The 19,852-nt window shown below is 36.0% G+C and carries 17 protein-coding genes and 3 pseudogenes; 4 read left to right on the top strand and 16 right to left on the bottom strand.

All coding sequences use genetic code 11. From position 1 onward, the window contains the following. Nucleotides 1–255: 255 nt before the first annotated feature. The 10 genes from BOQ62_RS00265 to BOQ62_RS00220 form a co-directional block, all read right to left on the bottom strand. On the bottom strand, nt 256–2,031 hold the full coding sequence (locus BOQ62_RS00265; protein ID WP_129036467.1) for an acyl-CoA dehydrogenase family protein: 1,776 nt from the start codon (nt 2,029–2,031) through the stop codon (nt 256–258). 111 nt (nt 2,032–2,142) lie between these two features. Continuing rightward, on the bottom strand, nt 2,143–2,511 hold the full coding sequence (locus BOQ62_RS00260; RefSeq protein ID WP_129036466.1) for a four helix bundle protein: 369 nt from the start codon (nt 2,509–2,511) through the stop codon (nt 2,143–2,145). Nucleotides 2,512–2,564: 53 nt separating this feature from the next. Beyond that, a complete protein-coding gene (locus BOQ62_RS00255) occupies nt 2,565–3,743 on the bottom strand; it encodes a thiolase family protein (RefSeq protein WP_129036465.1) in 1,179 nt (392 codons plus the stop codon). 103 nt (nt 3,744–3,846) lie between these two features. Next, on the bottom strand, nt 3,847–4,311 hold the full coding sequence (gene tnpA, locus BOQ62_RS00250) for an IS200/IS605 family transposase (RefSeq protein ID WP_129036464.1): 465 nt from the start codon (nt 4,309–4,311) through the stop codon (nt 3,847–3,849). 81 nt (nt 4,312–4,392) lie between these two features. Then, nucleotides 4,393–6,786 (bottom strand): 3-hydroxyacyl-CoA dehydrogenase/enoyl-CoA hydratase family protein, encoded by a 2,394-nt coding sequence (locus BOQ62_RS00245; protein ID WP_129036463.1) that lies wholly within the window; start codon nt 6,784–6,786, stop codon nt 4,393–4,395. A 54-nt stretch (nt 6,787–6,840) separates the two neighbouring features. Then, on the bottom strand, nt 6,841–7,293 hold the full coding sequence (locus BOQ62_RS00240) for a MarR family winged helix-turn-helix transcriptional regulator (RefSeq protein ID WP_105703816.1): 453 nt from the start codon (nt 7,291–7,293) through the stop codon (nt 6,841–6,843). A 165-nt stretch (nt 7,294–7,458) separates the two neighbouring features. Then, entirely contained in the window at nt 7,459–8,382 is a 924-nt protein-coding gene (locus tag BOQ62_RS00235) for an ABC transporter ATP-binding protein (RefSeq protein ID WP_129036462.1), read from the bottom strand. Nucleotides 8,383–8,481: 99 nt separating this feature from the next. Continuing rightward, nucleotides 8,482–8,760 carry a GxxExxY protein gene (locus BOQ62_RS00230; protein WP_317127341.1) on the bottom strand — a complete coding sequence of 93 codons (279 nt, stop codon included), beginning with the start codon at nt 8,758–8,760 and terminating at the stop codon, nt 8,482–8,484. Nucleotides 8,761–9,150: 390 nt separating this feature from the next. After that, nucleotides 9,151–10,122, bottom strand: coding sequence for a FecCD family ABC transporter permease (locus BOQ62_RS00225; protein WP_185146777.1), 972 nt, complete (start codon nt 10,120–10,122; stop codon nt 9,151–9,153). Between the two features lie 25 nt (nt 10,123–10,147). Next, complete coding sequence (locus BOQ62_RS00220; protein WP_129036460.1) at nt 10,148–10,708, bottom strand: TlpA family protein disulfide reductase; 561 nt, start codon at nt 10,706–10,708, stop codon at nt 10,148–10,150. 33 nt (nt 10,709–10,741) lie between these two features. On the opposite strand from BOQ62_RS00220, the pseudogene BOQ62_RS00215 reads away from it, so the two are divergent. Further along, nucleotides 10,742–11,865, top strand: a pseudogene (locus BOQ62_RS00215) (2Fe-2S iron-sulfur cluster-binding protein). Nucleotides 11,866–11,921: 56 nt separating this feature from the next. Then, the gene (locus BOQ62_RS00210) at nt 11,922–12,479 is read left to right on the top strand and encodes a vancomycin high temperature exclusion protein (protein ID WP_410493421.1); all 558 of its coding nucleotides are present in this window, start codon (nt 11,922–11,924) and stop codon (nt 12,477–12,479) included. Here the strand turns inward: BOQ62_RS00210 and BOQ62_RS00205 are convergent. Then, a pseudogene (locus BOQ62_RS00205) lies at nt 12,476–15,084 on the bottom strand (BamA/TamA family outer membrane protein). The gene BOQ62_RS00210 and the pseudogene BOQ62_RS00205 sit on opposite strands and share 4 nt — an antisense overlap. Here BOQ62_RS00205 and BOQ62_RS00200 point away from each other — a divergent pair. Further along, nucleotides 15,070–15,794 (top strand): annotated as a pseudogene (locus tag BOQ62_RS00200) (TrmH family RNA methyltransferase). The pseudogenes BOQ62_RS00205 and BOQ62_RS00200 overlap by 15 nt on opposite strands. 80 nt (nt 15,795–15,874) lie before the next feature. On the opposite strand, the gene BOQ62_RS00195 reads toward BOQ62_RS00200, so the two are convergent. The 5 genes from BOQ62_RS00195 to porQ form a co-directional block, all read right to left on the bottom strand. Next, nucleotides 15,875–16,375 carry a phosphoribosyl-ATP pyrophosphatase gene (locus tag BOQ62_RS00195; protein ID WP_129036459.1) on the bottom strand — a complete coding sequence of 167 codons (501 nt, stop codon included), beginning with the start codon at nt 16,373–16,375 and terminating at the stop codon, nt 15,875–15,877. 107 nt (nt 16,376–16,482) lie between these two features. Beyond that, entirely contained in the window at nt 16,483–16,686 is a 204-nt protein-coding gene (locus BOQ62_RS00190; protein ID WP_228413472.1) for a hypothetical protein, read from the bottom strand. 75 nt (nt 16,687–16,761) lie between these two features. Beyond that, nucleotides 16,762–17,115 (bottom strand): YtxH domain-containing protein, encoded by a 354-nt coding sequence (locus BOQ62_RS00185; protein ID WP_129036458.1) that lies wholly within the window; start codon nt 17,113–17,115, stop codon nt 16,762–16,764. Between the two features lie 95 nt (nt 17,116–17,210). Continuing rightward, a complete protein-coding gene (cmk, locus tag BOQ62_RS00180) occupies nt 17,211–17,885 on the bottom strand; it encodes a (d)CMP kinase (protein WP_129036457.1) in 675 nt (224 codons plus the stop codon). An 84-nt stretch (nt 17,886–17,969) separates the two neighbouring features. Continuing rightward, a complete protein-coding gene (gene porQ / locus BOQ62_RS00175; protein WP_129036456.1) occupies nt 17,970–18,962 on the bottom strand; it encodes a type IX secretion system protein PorQ in 993 nt (330 codons plus the stop codon). 167 nt (nt 18,963–19,129) lie between these two features. On the opposite strand from porQ, the gene pyrH reads away from it, so the two are divergent. Beyond that, a complete protein-coding gene (gene pyrH / locus BOQ62_RS00170; protein ID WP_114822145.1) occupies nt 19,130–19,837 on the top strand; it encodes a UMP kinase in 708 nt (235 codons plus the stop codon). Nucleotides 19,838–19,852: the final 15 nt, after the last annotated feature.

The raw sequence follows: 19,852 nt of genomic DNA, 5'->3' as shown, positions 1-19,852 counted from the left end.
CTTAAAAGTGCTTCGGGAATAAATTCTAAAACATCTTTAAGTGATATTTTGTGATCTTTAAAAACTGACATAAACAATTGATTATCAGCAATAAAGATACAAAAAATGAAATAATAAAACAAATTAAATGGCTGATAATCAATTAATTAAAATAATAATATTGAATATCTAAAAACAAAAAGTCGGAAGAAAAAATCTTCCGACCATGACTACCATTTTTAGAGGCGTTTTAAATCAAATTGATATTATTAAAGACTAATAAGCTCCTTTCTCGATATAGTGAGCTGCAATTTTTTCAGTAAGCGCTACTACATTCGGGTGGTTGGTATATTTAGTGAATCTTCTTAATCCTGAAAGCATCATTCTCTGCTCATCTCCTTCAGCGAAAGAAACGATTCCTTCTTTAGCTGCAGTAATGATTTTCTCAACAGCTTTGTAAAGGTTCAACTGAGCCATAGCTGCTTCTACAGATTCAGGAGAGAAATGTTTCTCTGCTCTTAATACCGCAGATTCTGCCATATAGATCTGGTTAAGGATTTCAGATGCATTCAATAATAAATGCTGTTGTTTCTCAATATCCATCATATATTTCTGAAGAGCAGCACCGGAAACCATCAAGAATACTTTCTTAAGGTTAGCGATAATAGCTTTTTCCTCACTCATGAATTCTGAATAATCAGGAACTTCAAATGAAGGAATTCCCATCAATTCTTTGCTGATGGCCATTGCAGGAGATAAAAGGTCTAATTCACCTTTCATTGCTCTCTTAATAAGCATTCCTACTGCTAACAATCTGTTGATTTCGTTGGTACCTTCATAGATTCTTGAAATTCTTGAATCTCTCCATGCAGCTTCCATCGGAGTGTCTTCAGAGAATCCCATACCTCCGTACACCTGGATTCCTTCATCTGCAGTGTGCTGAGCAAGATCAGAAACAAATACTTTAAGGATTGAACATTCTACCGCGAATTCTTCAACACCTTTCAGTTCTGCCTCCTGATGGCTTAATCCACCTGCTACTAATTCATCAATTTTATCCTGAACGTTTTTAGCCGCTCTGTAAGAACCTGCTTCACTTACGAAAACTCCGGTTGCCATTTCTGCAATTTTCTTTCTGATCGCTCCGAAGGTTGCAATAGAAACCCCAAACTGTTTTCTTTCGTTAGAATACTGAATAGAGTGGTTTAAGATTCTTCTCTGTGCATCAAGACAAGCGGCAGCCAATTTGATACGGCCTACGTTCAATGCATTTAGAGCGATCTTGAAACCATTGTTTCTTTCTCCTAAAAGATTTTCCACAGGAATTTTCATATCATTGAAGAAAACCTGACGCGTAGAAGAAGCACGGATACCTAATTTGTGCTCTTCTTCTCCAAAAGTTAAGCTTTCAGGGTTTTCAAGTTCAGATCTGTTGATCACAAAACCTGTGATATTTTTATCATCATCAATTTTAGCAAATAATGTAAATGTATCTGCAAATCCTGCATTAGAGATCCACATTTTCTGGCCGTTGATGATATAATGTTTTCCGTCTTCGGAAAGTTTTGCTTTTGTTTTTCCTGAGTTGGCATCAGAACCAGCATCCGGCTCTGTCAGACAGTAAGCACCAAACTTTGTTCCAGCTGCTAAATCCGGAAGGTATTTTTTCTTTTGCTCCTCAGTTCCATAAAGAACGATAGGAAGCGTTCCGATACCCGTGTGTGCTCCATAAGCCGTAGCCAATGAACCTGTAGTTCCGGAAATATAGTCACAGGCAAGCATTGTTGTTACAAAGCCCATTCCAAGACCTCCGTATTCTTCAGGAACAGCGATCCCCAGCATACCCATTTCTCCCAATTTACGCATTGTCTCTTCAGTAAATGCATAATCTTTCTTCTCAAAACGTTCTTTTTGAGGAACTACTTCTCTGTCAATGAATTCTTTCGCAGAATCACGAAGCATTTTTTGTTCTTCGTTCAGTTCTTCAATACTGAAAATTTCGTTTGCAGGAATCTGTTTGATCAGGAATTCCCCGCCTTTTAATGTAGCCATATATTATTTTGTTTTTTAAATTTTTTGAGACATTCAGATAATAGACGGAAAGATGATAGATTATTAGTGTAGTCTATTTTCTATCTGTCTATTCTCTCTTTGTCTTTTTTATTAATCTCTGTTTAAAGTATTCTGAAATACCATTGTTGCTTTTTGAAATTCTTCAATTTTAATTTCAAGGATTTCAGTTTTTTCATCAGATAAATATTTTCTATGATTTGCCAACAATATTTGTGTTTGCAATTCAAATGAAGAACCTAAAGAGATGTCTAAAAAATGACTAAAAGATTTATTTGTTCTGCTTGAACCTTCGGCTATATTGGATGGAATTGAAATAGCGCATCTGTCCATTTGACTTTTCAACCCATATTTTTCATAAGTTGGAAAAGTATCTGTAAGATCCAAAGTTAATCTTGATAATTCCATACTCATTTGCCAAATTTTAAGTTTCTTAAAATTGTGTCTTTTAAAATCATTCATTCCATTTCTTGTGTTTTTACCCTCTATTATCTATCTGTCTGTCTATTATCTTATTAAAGTAGTTCAAAAATAGAAGCCGCTCCCTGTCCTGTTCCCACGCACATAGAAACCATTCCGTACTTGTTGCCACGTCTTCTCATTTCATCAAGAAGTTGTACTGTTAGTTTTGTTCCTGTACATCCAAGCGGGTGTCCAAGAGCGATAGCTCCTCCGTTTACGTTTAAGATATCAGGATTTAAACCTAATTCTTTTTTAATAGCAACAGATTGAGAAGCAAAAGCTTCGTTAAGCTCGATCAAATCGATGTCTTTTAATTCTAAACCTGCTTGTTTCAAAGCTTTTGGAATAGCATAGATAGGTCCCATTCCCATGATTCTTGGCTCTAATCCGGCTGCTGCATAAGCTACTAATCTAGCTTCAGGTTCCAGTCCTAATTCTTTTACCATTTCCTCACTCATTACCATTACGAAAGCTGCTCCGTCACTCATCTGAGAAGAGTTTCCGGCAGTTACGCTTCCTCCGTTGGCAAATACAGGTCTTAATTTGGCTAAACCAGCTAATGAAGTATCAGCTCTAGGCCCTTCGTCTACTGAAAAATCAAACTTTTTAGTCTGCATTTTCTGATTTTCGTCCAGGAAATTATATTCTACAGGAATCGAAACAATCTGGTTGGCAAATTTTCCTTCCTGATTAGCTTTTAAAGCCTTCATATGAGATTCAAAAGCAAAGTGATCCTGTTCTTCTCTCGTAATATTATATTGTTTTGCTACTTCTTCCGCAGTGTAACCCATTCCCCAATAGTAATCAGGGTTTGTTTTTGCGATATCTGTTTCAGGAACCGGCTTATAACCTCCCATTGGGATATATGACATAGATTCAGTACCACCCGCGATAATACAATCTGCCATACCAGCCTGGATTTTTGCGGAAGCAATCGCAATTGCCTCACTTCCTGAAGCACAGTATCTGTTTACAGTTACTCCCGGAACTTTATCGGTATTTAATCCCATTAAAGAGATCAGACGCGCCACATTCAACCCTTGTTCAGCTTCTGGCATTGCATTTCCTACGATAAGGTCATCTATTCTGTTTTTATCTAATTGTGATAGCTCAGCCATTAATTTTTCAATAACGGTAGCCGCCATTACATCAGGTCTTGTAAATCTTAAACTTCCTTTTGGAGCTTTTCCAACGGCAGTTCTGAAACCTTTTACTATGTATGCTGTTTTCATTTTTTTGTTTAATTAAATTGTTTTAAGAATTTTTGCCTCGTAGAGGTAAACTGTTCCTAGATTTTTGTTTTTGTTTTTTGTGGAGCTCCGTAGGAGCGACCTGTTAATCATTAATCCATTCGAATAAATATTTTGGATCATATTCTATCTCAAATTTTGACATAAAATCCAGATATTCTTCTCTAAAAGTTTTCTTTTTATGATGTTCTTCCTGATTTAAAATATATTTTACAACAGAATCAACACTGCTTTTAGAATAAGAAAAAGCTCCGTACCCTTCCTGCCAATTGAACTTTCCATTTACCCATCCTTTTTCATTGATGAATTTTGAAGACCCCGCTTTAATATCTCTTACTAAATCTGAAACCGCAAGTGTCGGATTCATGCTTACAAGAATATGGACATGGTCAGGCATTGCAAAAACCGCGAATAATTTTTGATTTCTATTGGAAACAATACCTGTAATAAACTGATGTAATTCTTGTCTGTTTTCTTTTGAAATCAGATTTTGTCTTCCTTTTACAGCGAAAACAATTTGAATATAAATCTGAGTGTAGGTATTTGCCATACATTAACAGGCCGCCTCTACGAGGCTCTCCAATTTTAAATTATTCATGCTATTAACAGTTCGCTCCTACGGAGCTTCCCGTTAGTTTCTCAACGGTTTCCCATTTTGCAACATATATTGGATTCTCTCCAGAGTTTTTCTTTCTCCACAAAGCTGAAGGAAAGTTTCTCTTTCAAGGTTCAATAGATACTGTTCTGTTACTACTGTTGGTTCAGATAGATTTCCACCTACCATTACATTGGCTAACTTATCAGCAATTTTCTTATCGTGTGCAGAGATGAAGTTTCCGGTTAGCATCTGATCCGTTCCTACGTAGAACATTCCTAATGCATCTTTACCAAGAACTTTTACTTTCTGCTCGATTGGCTGAGTATATCCCTGTTCTGCCAATAATTTTGCTACTTTTTTAGCTTCAGCAATCTGTCTGTTTTTGCTTACGGAAACAATGTCTTTACCTTTTTCAAGGATTCCCATATCGTAAGCTTCATAAGCAGAAGTAGCTACTTTACCCATTGCGATGTTCATGAAAGCATCACGAAGTCTGTTATTTTTAACATCATCGTTGTGGAATTCTCTGGAAGTTCTTAAAGTCAATTCTTTAGTACCACCACCACCAGGGATTACACCTACACCGGTTTCTACAAGTCCGATATACGTTTCTGCTGCGGCAACCACTCGGTCTGCATGCATGGTCATTTCGCATCCTCCACCTAGAGTCATTCCGTGAGGAGCAACTACTACAGGAATAGAAGAGTAACGTACCCTCATCATGGATTTCTGGAAGTAAGCGATCGCCATATTCAAATCATCCCAATCCTGCTCAATAGCCATCATAAGGATCATAGCAAGGTTAGCACCTACAGAGAAGTTAGCCCCTTGGTTCCCAACAACTAATCCGTCATATTCTTTTTCAGCTAAATCAATAGCTCTGTTTAATCCGTCAAGAACTTCGCCTCCAAGAGAGTTCATTTTTGAACGGATCTCGAAGTTGATGATTCCATCTCCCAAATCCTCAATAGCAGCACCTGAATTACTCCAAAGTGTTTTATTTTTTCTGATATTGTCTAAGATGATGAATGCATCCTGACCTGGGATTTTGTTGTATTCTCCTGAATTTTTATCAACGTAAATACTTTGACCTTCATCATTCACTTTGTAGAAAGTTTCTACATTTTTCACCCAGTCAGAAACCTCATATCCTGCATCTTTTGCCAGTTCAATACCTTTCTGAACACCTACAGCATCCCAGATTTCAAATGGTCCGTTTTCCCATCCGAAACCGGCTCTCATGGCATCGTCTATTTTATAAACTTCGTCGGAGATTTCAGGAACTTTGTGAGAAACATAAGCGAATAATGCTCCTAAAGACTTTCTGTATAATTCGCCAGCCTTATCTTTACCACCAATCAATACTTTGAATCTGTCAATCGGTTTATCGATAGCTTTTGTTAATTCAAGAGTAGGGAATGATGATTTTCCTTGAAGTTCATACTCTAAAGTATCAAGGTTTAATCCGTGAATTTCAGATTTTCCTTCTGCATTTTTCACTTTTTTATAGAAACCTTGTTCTGTTTTTGAACCTAACCATTTATTATCCATCATTTTCTGGATATAAGGAGGAAGGGCAAATACATCATTGAAGTCATTCGCTTCTGCACCGCTTTGACGAACTCCATTGGCTACCATTACCAAAGTATCAAGACCTACAACATCAGCTGTTCTGAATGTAGCAGATTTTGGACGCCCGATTACCGGACCTGTTAATTTATCAACATCAGAAACAGTAAGTCCTAATTTCTGAACGTTGTGAAGAAGATCCATCATAGAGAATACACCGATTCTGTTAGCGATGAAAGCTGGGGTATCTTTAGCTAAAACGGTTGTTTTGCCTAAGAATTTTGCCCCATAATTCATATAGAAATCAATGATCTCAGGAGCTGTATCGTTAGTTGGGATAATCTCTAGAAGAGGAAGATATCTTACAGGGTTAAAGAAGTGCGTTCCCGCGAAATATTTTTTGAAATCCTCGCTTCTTCCTTCTGTAAGGAAATGAATAGGAATACCGGATGTATTAGAAGAAATCAATGTTCCCGGTTTTCTGAACTGTTCAATTTTTTCGTATACAGACTTCTTGATGTCAAGTCTTTCTACTACTACTTCAATGATCCAGTCGGTATTTTTTATTTTCGGCAAATCATCATCGAAGTTTCCGATTTTGATTCTGTCTGCAAACTTTGGTGAGTAAAGTAGTGCAGGACTTGCTTTTTTAAGTTTTTCAAAGTTTTCGGAAGCAATTCTGTTTCTTACTACCTTGTCATCTTTGGTCAAACCTTTTTTCTGTTCAGCTTCAGTAAGTTCGAAAGGAACAATATCCAAAAGTGATACTTCAACGCCGATATTAGCGAAGTGAGCAGCGATTCCGCTTCCCATAATTCCTGAACCAAGAACCGTTACATGTTTGATTCTTCTTTTCATATGTAAATTTTTATTTTTTATAAGATTATATGAACCCGAAGGTGTCATCATAATTTATTTTCTGTTATTCAATAATTCGTTTGCGATTTTCATGATTTCGGTCATCACATCTTTGAATGCCTCCAGTTTTTCAGGAGCTATTTTCTCCATTACCTTCTTGTTGAAGTTCACAACGACTTCCTTAGACATATTTCTGGAGTTTAATCCTTTATCTGTAAGTTTGATGATCACCTCTCTTTTATCAGTAGTGGTCTTTTCCTTATAGATATATCCGTTGTCTTCCAGAAGCTTAATGATTCTCGTTAATGAAGTGGGTTCAATAGCCATCTTTGGACCAAGATTGGTACTTCTGGTTCCTTCTTTGGGATCAATTTTAAGAAGAGTGAGTGCCTGTACCGCTGTGGAATCATGTTCCTGAGCTAATTCTGTGTACATTTTAGAAACAGCCAACCAGGTCTGCTTTAAAATTAAATCTACGTTTTCTATTTTTTCCTTATTATTATCCATCATTTTTGCGCCAATGGTTTTACCCAAATTTAATAAATATTATGCATGCATAATATTTATTAACGTTAAATTTTGTTAATAGGCTGTAAATAAATGGATTAAATTGTATGATTAGCATAATACTATGCATGCATAGTATATGGATAAATCAAAGAAAACTTAGTATTAATGAATGTTTGAAACTAAATTGATGATTTCTTCAAAAGATTCACATTGATAAGTAGCGGAATCTTTAGTAATTACCCAAAAAGTGTTCTGAAACTCGAAATTAAGCTCAGACAGGTCTTTTTGGAAGTTTTTTTGAAGCAGAGAATACAGCATTTCCTTGTGAAACTGTGGCGCCAAGATAAAAGGCGGAATAAAGGTCTCATTGATCTGAAATAACGAAGCATTGGTCAGTTCATCGTGCTGCAACAAAATGTCCTCCACAATCCCTGAATACAGATGCTTTTCCTTAACATACCATATTTTGTCTGCAAACTCTTTGGCCAGCCGCCAGTCGTGGGACGAAAACAGGATAAGTTTGTTCTGTTCCTTAGCCAGTTTTCTTAAGGTTTTTAGAATAATGATTTTGTTTTTCTCATCCAGATGGGTAGTAGGTTCATCCAGAATAATAATGGGTGAATTTTGAGTAATAGCACGTCCAATAAATGCTTTCTGAAGATTTCCGTCTGACAGGTTTTTTAAAAAAGTATATCTGTACTGAGTTAGATCCAGCTCTTCTATAATATGAGCTACTTCTTCGCGGTCTTCTTTTTTTAACTCAAAATAAAAAGGGTAGTAGATATACTTTCCCAGAGAAATAAGATCTTCAACCGTATAATGCTGTGGGATAACTGATTTTGAAAAGACAATAGCAATGTTCTCTGCAATTTCTTTTACGGAAAGACTTTTTACATTTTTACTATTAATCGAAATTTCTCCATTCAGTAAGGGAATCTGATGTAGAATAGATTTGATTAATGTTGTTTTTCCCACCCCGTTATTACCAATCAGCAGGCATACATCACCAAGCCTCAAATTTGCATTAGCATTGGAGATTAATGTTGTGTTGTAGCCTATATTAGCCTGTTTGATTTGTAGGTGCATGTTTTTGTTAGTTATATGCGAAGGCGCAAAATGTTTTACAAAAATAATGTTTTAGGGTGCAAGGAATTTGACTTTGTCAAATTTTTATTCTGTTTTATTTTATAAATTGTTTACAATTCTTGTTACTCCATTTTTGAAGACATCAGACTGAAAGTTGAGCAGCATACCTAATTTGCAGTTTGACATTTTTAAATAGGTTAGGAGTTGAGCTTTATGAATAGGGCTTATGTAATCAACTGCTTTTATTTCCAGAATTACTTTGTTCTCAATAATCATATCAAGTCTGAAAGCATTTTCTATTCTCAAATCTTCATAAATAATCGGAAGTATTTTTTGTTTTTCTACCAGAAATCCTGATTTTGTTAATTCATAGAACATACATTCTTCATATACATGTTCAAAAAGCCTGCTCCAAGTTTTTTATGAATTTTTAAACCTGTTTCAAAAACTACTTTTGATAATTCATTTTCTGTCATTTGTGGTGTTTTTGTTAAATATATGAATAGTTGCTTAATAATTATTAATGATATGTATTTTAGAAAGTACTATTGATGTGAAATGTTGGGAAAACGCAAAGCCGCAAAGATTTTTTATTACATTGGTTATATTTTAAGGCGCAAGAAAATCGAAGATTTTCAACAAGAGATTGGGTGTATTTTTTGTTTAGAATATGCGGTGTTCAATTTTATCGGAGATAAAATCTTTGCGTCTTAAAAAGTTATAATTAAAAAAATAGTCTTGCGTCTTTGCGTTTATCCAACAAAAAAATTAGACTTTATTCTGCTTCAAAAGCATCATCAGAATCACAGGAATTCCAAATACAGAGCTTATCACGTTCAATGGTATCTGTGTTTTCTCTGCAATAACGGAAAAGAAAAGCATAATCAGCATTCCCAGAAACATATTAAGAATCCATTGCTGCCATAATTTTGAAGGGTTGTAGACCAGTCTGCAAAAGTGGGGAACAATAATTCCAATGAAAAGAATAGGTCCCAAAAATGCAGTAACAGAAGCCGAGAGGAGAGAAGATGCAACGATGATTAAAAGTTTCAGTTGTTTCAGATTTACACCTAAGCTTTGCGCATAGGAGTTGCCTAGAGAGTTTCCAATAAGTGGCTTTATCGCTCTGAAACAGATTGCCATTCCAACTAAAACTAAAATAAACAGCACATAAATCTGGTTCCTTGTCACCATATTATTTGCTCCGAAAGACCACAAAATATAATTTTTCAGACTTTGATTTTCCGCGTAAAATTGAAGAAGAGATACAATTGCTCCGGCAAAAGCAGATACCAGAAACCCGAAAATAATAAGATATGATTTATCCTGAAATCTATTCGACATCGAAAGAAGAATCAGCATTAATAGTAAGCTGCCACCAATAGCTGATAAGCTAAGGAAACTATTCTGTAAAAACTCAGGGAGTAAAATATTATGAGAAAAGAAAATATAAAAGGCAACCGACAAACTGGCGACAGAAGTGATACCTAATATATCAGGCCCAGCGAGTGGGTTTTGGAAATATTCTTGCATCAGAAAACCTGAAGTTGGAATTGAAATTCCGGCCAGCATCATCACCAGAACACGGTTGATTCGGATTTCAGCAATCTGGCTATGAGCAGACTCCTGAAAGAAATCCTGGAAGTTTAAACTTAAAAATCCTGTGTTCAGATTAATGACAGCGCTTACAAGAATGGCAATCACGAATAATAAACACAGGATTTTAAATCTTTTTGACATGATTCAGAAAGAGCTCAGTCTATTTTTATTGTAAGAAAGAATCGATTTTTGAATTCAATACATCTTCCGTCATCATTCCCAGATATTCATCGGTTTTATCTCCTTTTCTCATGAAAGTAAAAGGAATAGAACCTCCGTCCCACTGTTTGAAGTTATTATGGAAAAAGTTTTGATCTAATTTTTGTCCATCCAGTAAAATGATGCTGCCTCCCAGTTTATTTTCTGTTGCAAAGTTCTTTACAGCACCAGCCCATTCTGCCTTATCATCAAGGTTTACGAAAGTGAATTTTACAGGTTTTCCTTTCAATTCCTCCATTTTACTTTTAAAACTTGGAATTTCTCTCATACATGGGCCGCACCAGGTTGCAAAGAAATTGGTAACATATAAAGTATCATTATTTTTTGCTAAATGCTGGCTTACATTTTCAGGAGAAAGTTCTTTAGGAAGAACTGCACTTCCTTCAGGTTCTGTAGTTTGAGATACAGAAATAGAGTCTGCAGCTGCTGTGTTTTCAGTTTTCTGACCTTCTTTTTTACAGCTGTACAGTGCAGTAAGAAGTAACGTGGATAAAATTATCTTCTTCATAAATTATTTTTTATCTATTTTTGAATTGAAGTTATGGAACAACAAATCTATAAAGGGAAACTAATACAGTTTCATCCGTTAAAAATAGCGAAAAAGGAAGAGCTGACCAAAAATACTTTTTCTCTGGAGTTTGATATTCCTGAGCATGTAAAGGAAAATTTCAGGTTTGAAGCAGGGCAGTTCGTCAGTATAAGATTTCAATCACGTGGGAAAGAGGTTATTAATGATTATTCAATGACTTCGGCTCCTTATGAAGGAAAAATATGTTTGGGGATAAAGGTTAATTCTCCTGATGGAGCTACTTCGCAGTTATTTCAAAACTATAATGAAGGGGATGAACTGTGGGTGAGCGAACCAGCAGGGAGATTTACCATTGTATCAAAACCCAGTGAATTCAGGACTATTGTTGCTTTTGCTGCTGGAATAGGGATTACACCCATTTTGAGCCACTTTAAAAATATTCTTCACAACGAACCCAGAACCAGGCTGTTTTTATTCTTTGGGAATAAAAGTTCAGATGATCTTGTCTATCGCGAACAGCTGGATAACCTTGCCAGAACTTGTGGGGACAGACTTCAGATATTCTATTTTTTCTCACAGGAAAAGACCGCAGACCAGTTTTTTATGGCAGACTGGATGAAAAGAAATTAGCTCTCATTATCAATCAAATTCTTCATTTGGATGATACAGACGAAGAGTCTACTATTTGGGATGCTGTAGATGAAGTGCTCATCTGCGGAAAAGGAGAGATGATTAAGACATTGGCCAATGCCTGTTATCACCACGGAATTCCAAAAAAGAATATTCATTTTGAGCTTTTTGAAGAATTTAATGATGATATTTATCCTATAGAAAAAGAATTTCCTTTGATTGAAAATATTGAAGTGGAATTTACGATGCTTGGAAAAAAATATACGACCCAGCTTGCTGATAATAAGGAGAAATTGCTACAACAGCTTCTTATCCAGAAATTTCCGGTTCCGTATTCATGTAAATCAGGAATTTGTGGAAGCTGCGAATGTTCTTTAGAGGAAGGTGAAGTAGAACTGCTGGAGAATGAATATCTTACAGAAAAAGAAGAGGGGCAAGGACATATATTGGCTTGCATGTCTATTGTGAAAAGTAAAAAAATAAAGCTTAACTTTGATCTTAGTTGAGAATTATACGGAACATATTTAACCTGGGCTTTATATCATTGGAATTGGGAATTCTGATGATATGTTTCTGTAATGTGTGGGTTTTCGGGCTTACCAACGGGAGAACCTATACCAAAATCTCAAAAATTCCGCCAAGAGAAATAGCTTTAGTTCTGGGAACATCTCCGAAAATGAGATCAGGAAAATCTAATCCTTATTTTACGAAAAGAATGGATGCTGCGGCTCTTCTTTACCATCATGGAAAGATCAAAAAAATTATCGTAAGCGGGGAGAAAAGTAAAGGCTACAACGAACCGGCAGCTATGAAAAACTATCTGATTAATCAGGAAGGAGTTCCGGAAGATATTATTGTGGAAGATCCGAAAGGCTTCAATACCTATAAAAGTATTCTTCGCTGCAAAGATGTTTATAAAAAGAAAAATGTCATTATTGTATCTCAGGGATTTCATAATCTGAGAGCCCTGTTTTTTGCAAGAAACAATGATATGAATGCGTTAGGTTTTGATGCACAGGATGTCTCAAAGCCAGAAAGTTTCTACAGAAACCAGACGAGGGAAATCCTCGCCAGGGTCATTGCTGTAGTATATTTTATATTAGGCGTTTCTCCGGATTAGAAAGGATATCCGAATGCGATATTAACCGTAGGTTTGAAAGGCTGAATATATTTGATTCTCCATCGGTCACCCTCAGGTTTATTCGGGTCGTAGATCTTGTAAGCAAGGTCAATTCTGGCCGTTACATAAGCAATATTTAACCTTAATCCGAATCCACTTCCGATACCAACCTGTTTCAGGAATTTATTAAATTTAAACTCATCTCCATATCCATCATTATAGTTTCGAAGACTCCATGTATTTCCGATATCGGTAAATAAAGCTCCTTCATAGGTTTTGTTGAATGGTATACGGTATTCAATATTGGTGGTAAGCTTTAAGTTGTCTGTCATATAGGTACGTACCCTTTCATCTACCTGAGAATCTGCAGGACCTAGTCCTCCAAATGCTACCCAGGCTCTGATATCATTAGAGCCTCCATTGAAATAAGACTTGATGATCGGCATATCCTCAGAGTTTCCATACGGAATTCCGACTCCTATAAACTGACGAAGCACCAATGTTTGGTTTCCATTAAATTTAAAATATTTTCTGGCATCAATGTCAAATTTCACAAACTGCGCATAAGGCAGCCCGAAAATAGTTTTTTGAGGACCGCTAACAATCCCTCCGTCATTATCTCTTTTGTTGAATAAACTTAAGAGGTTACCTGCAAGCTCAACTTTTCCGTTAAAGTAAAATGCATTAGGATAGTCTTTTTTCCGATTTCACTATATACAAAGTTGTAAATCATGGAAGAAATCAGGACATCCTGTGTCTGTCTGTCTTTGTTTACCAAAGTTCCTCTAAAGGCTGTCAAAAGATCTTTCCCCTGTTGATTAAGGCTGGACTGGTAGTTTTCATTCTGAAGAATCCTCTTGGAAACCTCGTCTACGGTAAGTTTTCCATCCCTATAATCTTGGCCGGTTTGCTGAGTTTCTGGGTTAAACATAAAATAGTTCCCGAAAACTTCATCTTTTACCCTTCCGTCATTCACAAAGTAATCATAGTAGGCATCCTTATTTTTAGTCAAACTGATCTGAGTATTGAATAATGTAAGCTTATGATATACCTGGTCATTTACACTGGCCTGGTAGTTTAGTCCGGTATTAAAAATAAGTCTTCCCAAACCGATATTGTTCTGTATGGATGCTCCCAGTAAGATAGAGGAAGTAGGGGTATATCGTTTAGGAATTAATTTATAATAATTAATAGGAAGCAGCAGTCTTGGGAAATTCAAAGATGCCTGAGCGGATATTTCGTAAGCAGCCACCCTTTTGTCAATATCTTTTGTACTTCTGATAGATCCAAATGTTCCTGAAAGGCTTGTAGAAAGGTTTTCTGCCCCTCTGAAAACATTTCGGGTGGTAAGATCAACAGAAGGAGAGACCCCCAGATTCAGAATCTGAGAATAATTAATATCTGTTCCCAGTTTAAATTCATACTTGGGAAGTGGTTTCAATACATATAAAACATCCACAATACTGTCGTTAGGAGCAGTGATTCCTCCTTGTCTCAGAGAGTCTCTTGCTTTAACGATGCTAAAATTGTTCATTGCCAAAAGATTTCTCTTGGTAACATCCAGTTTTGTCTGGTCAAAAACTTTTTTGCTGTCAGGAATAATAGCTCTCCAAATAGATGAAATTTTATACTTATCATTCACCGTATGGAATCTTATTCTTCTTAGGCTGTCTTTCTTTGTATTTTTAGGGTAATCTCCGGGTTCATCCACTATGGCCACATCAATGTTCCCAAAAGTGGCGATTTTATAAGGGGTGTCCAGAGAATCTTTATGAATTTCCAGCGTTAAAGGAATCTGCTTTCTGCTTTTAAGAGAATCTGCCACAAAATACACTTCATCATTCAACGCATTGAACCTGTAGAATCCAAATTCCCTCATCTGTTCGGTAATTCTGGTTACTTCTCTTTCAAGAACGGTCTGATCAAGAATCTGTCCGGACCTCACAAGGCTTTTATTCAGAAAAGAACTGTAGTATCCTTTAATCCCCTGATCCGGAATATTGTAAAAATAATCCTTAATACGGGTAGGTTCGTTATGCTTGATAGAATAACTTACAGACGCTTTTTTAGAAGCAGAATCCAGAGAATGCTTAAAGGTTACATCCGCATCCCAATATCCTCTGTAGGTAAGTCTTTTTTTGATAGACTCAGCACTTTTTTCACTTCTTGTCTGATCCAGAATGACAGGTGCTGTCCCCCAATTGTGCAATAAACGGTCAAAAAGCAGACTTTTTCCCACGCTGCTTTTCATATTATATTTAAGGAATAAAGAATCTCTCAGTTTTTGATTTCTCATCTCACCGGGATACGTCATATATTCATTCAATATTGTGTCGTATTTTGTATCCGCCATGTTATACAGAAGCAAACTTAATGGCATGAAAAGAAATTGCTTTTTATTGGGCTTTTGCTGAATATAATCTTTCAGTTCTTCATCGAAAAATTCTCTCTTATCCTCGAACCCTAAAGTGTTCTTAGTAAGCAGATATTCGCCTTCCGGAACTTTTTTTGTCGTACTACAAGCATAAAGGAGACCAACAAATGTTGCAAATGAGATAATTTTATAATATTTTTGAGGAGAATTCTTATAATGCTTACAGCTCATACAATAAAAGTTTTACAATCTTTAGATAAAAAGAAGTTCAGACAAAAATACAATTTGTTTTTGGTTGAAGGTAATAAAATCATTTGTGAACTTTTTAATTCTAACATTAAAATTAAGGAAATATTGTCAACGGATCCACAAAAATTGGACCGTACTGATATTCCTGTTACCCATATCTCTGAAAATGAATTAAAAAAATTAGTTTTCTTAAAACTCCAAAAGATTCTGTAGCGGTATGCTATCTTGCTACGGAAGAAAAATGGGAAGATAAGAATATACAGCTGGTTTTGGATGGAATACAGGATCCCGGAAATTTGGGAACGATTATCCGATTGGCAGACTGGTTTGGGATAGAGCAGATTATCTGCAGTGAAGATACGGTAGATGTTTACAATCCGAAAGTGATTCAGGCAACAATGGGGTCTTTTACCAGAGTGAATGTGGTTTATACTGATCTTGTGGAATATCTTTCTGCAACAGAAAATATCAACATAGGAACGGATATGGAAGGGGAGAATATCTATACCTTTGAAAAGCCGGAAAAGATCAATCTTATTTTAGGAAACGAAGGAAACGGAATGAGGCCGGAAACCGAGACGCTTTTACAGAAAAGTATCAGCATTCCGAGGTTTGGAAAATCCCAGTCTACAGAAAGCCTGAATGTATCAATGGCTGCAGGGATTATTTTAGGGCAGTTATTTTCAAAATAGAAAATTAGAAACTAGAGATTAGAAATTATTGTAAAATATTACTGAATATAATCTAGCATCTAGTTTCTAATATCTTATTTTTATATCAATTGTTCCAAACTTGAAACACTTTTGTTTTTCTGATACACTTCCATCTTTTTTCTCACATATTTCAGGGCTATAGGGGCGAGATAGATCAACGCTGCACCAATCAGTTTTTTCTTCCAGTTGGAGCTTTTCATATTCTTTTTGGCATAGTTACCTACGAGAGCAGTAATTCCTAGTTTTACGAGGCCGTCTGTGATATTTCCTCCCTTGAAAGCAGAACTTGCAATTCCTACCGCTGTATTTTTGCTGATCAAAAGATCTTTTACTTCGGAAGTAAGCTGTTTGGCAATGACATCTTTTCTAAGGACTACTTTTTCATCACCGTCTTCATCTATCTTTTCCTGAAGATACTGATCACTTAAACCATTGGTAAAGGCACTTAAGCTTTCTTTCGTATTTTTGAAGGTAAGAAGATTTTCCAGATCACTTATTTCACCCTGAAGCAGTTTTTTCTTTCTTCTTAATTCTTCTATGCTTTCGTATTTTCTACCCATAGTTTAATGATTTAAAAATTTAATAACCTGATCTGCAACAGTATTGACAATTTTATTTTTGAAGGCAATGACAAACGCCATTACCAGCGCATAAAATGCAGCCACAATTAAGAATCCGTAAGAGTAATTATCCAGTGCTTTGCCAATAAGGAAAGCAATTCCAAAATTGAAAAGGATAATAAAAAAGCAAAAGCAACAAGCAGTACTACAAAGTAAGTGATGAGCCCAGCGGAAAGGGACGACTTTTCTGTCGCTTCAATTTTCAGAAGATCTATTCTCTTGGAGGCATATTCTTTAATAGTTTCTATCATTGTTTTTTTTAAAGTTACAAAAAAAGGAACTTTTGCACAAAAGTTCCTTTCTGTAATTTACTTAAAAAAGATAAATTACTTATTTTTAAGATCATTTAGTTCCGCTTCTACATCTTTTGCCAAATCAGCAGTTTTAGAAACAATCTGATCTTTGTATTTATCATATCCGTCTTTCACAGTATGTGCTACGCTGCTTGCCGTTTCTTTGAAAGTAGAAGAAATATTGCCATATTGGTCTTTCACTTTTTCAGAAACCTCACCGTATTTATTTTTAGCCTGATCTTTAAGATCATTCGCCTTAGTTTTGATTTTTTTTCTGGTTTCTTTACCTTCTTCCGGTGCGTATAACATTCCTAAGATTACACCCGCTGCAGCACCTGCAAGAAGTCCTGCCAATATACCTGCTGTATTATTTCCTTTTCTAGACATTTTAAGTTTTTTAATAATTAATAATAAATTAGTTTTTACAGTAATAAAACTTACAATTTGTATACCAAAGGGGGCTTTAAGCCTATTAAAAATTGTTAAATCTTTTTGATGTGAGATAAAATAAGTTCTATGGTTTCTTCCTTGGTTAAGTCCGAATTATCAATGACGATAGCGTCGTCAGCCTGCTTTAATGGGGCTATTTCACGCTCACTGTCGATTTTGTCACGCTCTATAAGGTTTTGCTTTACCTGTTCTTTATCGGCTTCAATTCCCAGACCTTTCAATTCCAGAAATCTTCTATTGGTTCTTTCATCAATACTGGCAGTAAGAAAGAATTTATAGTCTGCATTTGGCAGAACTACTGTCCCAATGTCACGTCCGTCCATAATTACACCTCCTTTTTCTGCCAAATTGCGTTGTGACTGCAACAGAAAATCTCTTACTTCTTTCTGTTTGGCCACAAGGCTTACATTGTCCGATACGATGTTGGTTCGAATTTCTTTAGAGATATCAGTGTCATTCAGGAAAAGAATAAGGGTTCCTTCATTGTTTTTGAATTCGAGATTAATCTGATCAAAAGAATTGAATAACATATCCAGATCAATCTCACCATTTATTTTAAGGCAGTGCTGCAACGCATACCAGGTAACTCCTCTGTAAAGAGCCCCTGTGTCCATATGAATAAGTCCTAATTGATCAGCAATGATTTTAGAGATAGAACTTTTTCCGGTAGACGAGTACCCATCAATAGCAATTACAGGTTTTTTCATACTGCAAATTTCAAGATTTTTTCTTAAAAATCAAGAGGAAGTATAAAATTTTCGGAATAATTAAGAAAAATTCAGCTGAAAAGATTACTCTCCTCTGTGGCTGGAAAGATCCATAGAAATTCCTATCTGGTTGACATTTGAAGAGTTGTGATATCTCACGTGGGCGTAATCAATACGGAATCTGGAAACTTTAACTCCAAATCCTGCAGAAAGTCCTGAGAAGTTTCTCTGATCTGCAACAGCCAGTTCATTTCCTCTTTTTACATTATAACCCAATCTGATATTGAAATTCTTTTCCGGAAACAATTCTGCACCCAATGAGAAGTGATCAGCAATTTTTCTTCCGGTTTTCACTTCCTGCCCATCCAGATTATATTCTGAAGAAATATCAAACTTCTGAAGGTCATGTGCCGTAATGGTAATGGCAAGAGGGAAATTCTTGATTGTTTTGGTATATCCCAGATCTATTCTGAAAGGAAGATTCTCTCTGGTTCCGTTGAAAGATTTCAACTGGAAACCGAAGTTCCTCATCACAAGAGAAAGAACTTCTTTGTTCTTTTTATTATGATAGGTAATCCCCGCCGTTCCTGAGATAGCGGAAGACGTATAGTTGTCAATTTTTGAGGTAACGAAATTAAGTCCTCCACCAATCGTCCAGTCTTCTTCAAACTGGTAGGCATAGCCTGCTCCAATGGCTACATCCGAAGCTTTGAATTCTCCGTTTTCGAAACCGCTTTCATCCGTTCTCGGAATACTTCCATAGCTCATATACCTTGCATTGATGGTAGCCATATGGCCATTTTCAAAATCTTTGGCATAAGCAATAGTACCGTATTTCGAGTCAGCAAGATAAGCTGTCGCGTTTACAGAAAGCTGTTTATCAGAATCTTTATTTAAAAGGGCAGGGTTTGCAATAGCAAAGGAAACATCATAATCTCTTACCGAAATTGCATCTCCACCCAAAGCAGCCTGTCTTGCAGATACAGGTACATTTAAGAACGGATATACATTTGTTCCTGTTTGCGCATAAGAAACAATTCCTGATAGAAATAATGAAAAAATGATAATTTTCTTCAACTCAATTTATAATTAATGCAAAAATAATCCTTTTTCGTACTTTTCAAAATATTTCTTACATTATTTCTATTTAAATATTTTTCTTTTATCAATATCATTAATGATTATATTTGCAAAATCAAATTCCGGGGGAACCCGTACTAATAAAAAGTTACTAAAAATAAAAGATGAAATATAAAAGAATCCTTCTGAAACTGAGCGGTGAGGCCTTAATGGGAAACAGACAATACGGTATTGATACTGAAAGACTGCAGGAATATGCATCTGAGATCAAAAAAGTAGTTGAAAAAGGCTGTGAAGTAGCGATCGTGATTGGAGGAGGAAATATCTTCCGTGGTGTGGCAGGAGCTGCAAAAGGTATGGATAGAGTGCAGGGTGATTATATGGGAATGCTTGCCACTGTAATTAATGGTATGGCACTGCAGGGAGCATTGGAAGATGCGGGCATCAAGACAAGACTTCAGTCTGCTATCGAAATGGATAAAGTAGCTGAACCTTTCATCAAAAGAAGAGCGGTAAGACACCTTGAAAAAGGAAGAGTTGTCATCTTCGGAGCGGGTACAGGAAACCCTTATTTTACTACAGATACAGCGGCTACATTAAGAGCAATTGAAATTGGAGCTGATGTGATCTTAAAAGGAACAAGAGTAGACGGAATCTACGACAGCGATCCTGAAAAGAATGCTGATGCTGTGAAATACAATTCATTATCTTTTGATGAAGTATTTGAGAAAAACCTTAAAGTAATGGATATGACTGCATTTACTTTGAGCCACGAAAATAAGTTGCCAATCATTGTATTCGATATGAATAAAGATGGGAATTTAGAAAAAATCGTAGACGGTGAAAATGTAGGTACATTGGTTAATTTATAATCAATTTTACCACTA

The sequence above is a fragment of the Chryseobacterium sp. CH21 genome (genome assembly GCF_004119445.1).
Classification (GTDB): Bacteria; Bacteroidota; Bacteroidia; order Flavobacteriales; family Weeksellaceae; genus Chryseobacterium.
The sequence above is the reverse complement of the archived record's forward strand: the minus strand, read 5'-3'. Positions and strand labels throughout refer to the sequence as shown.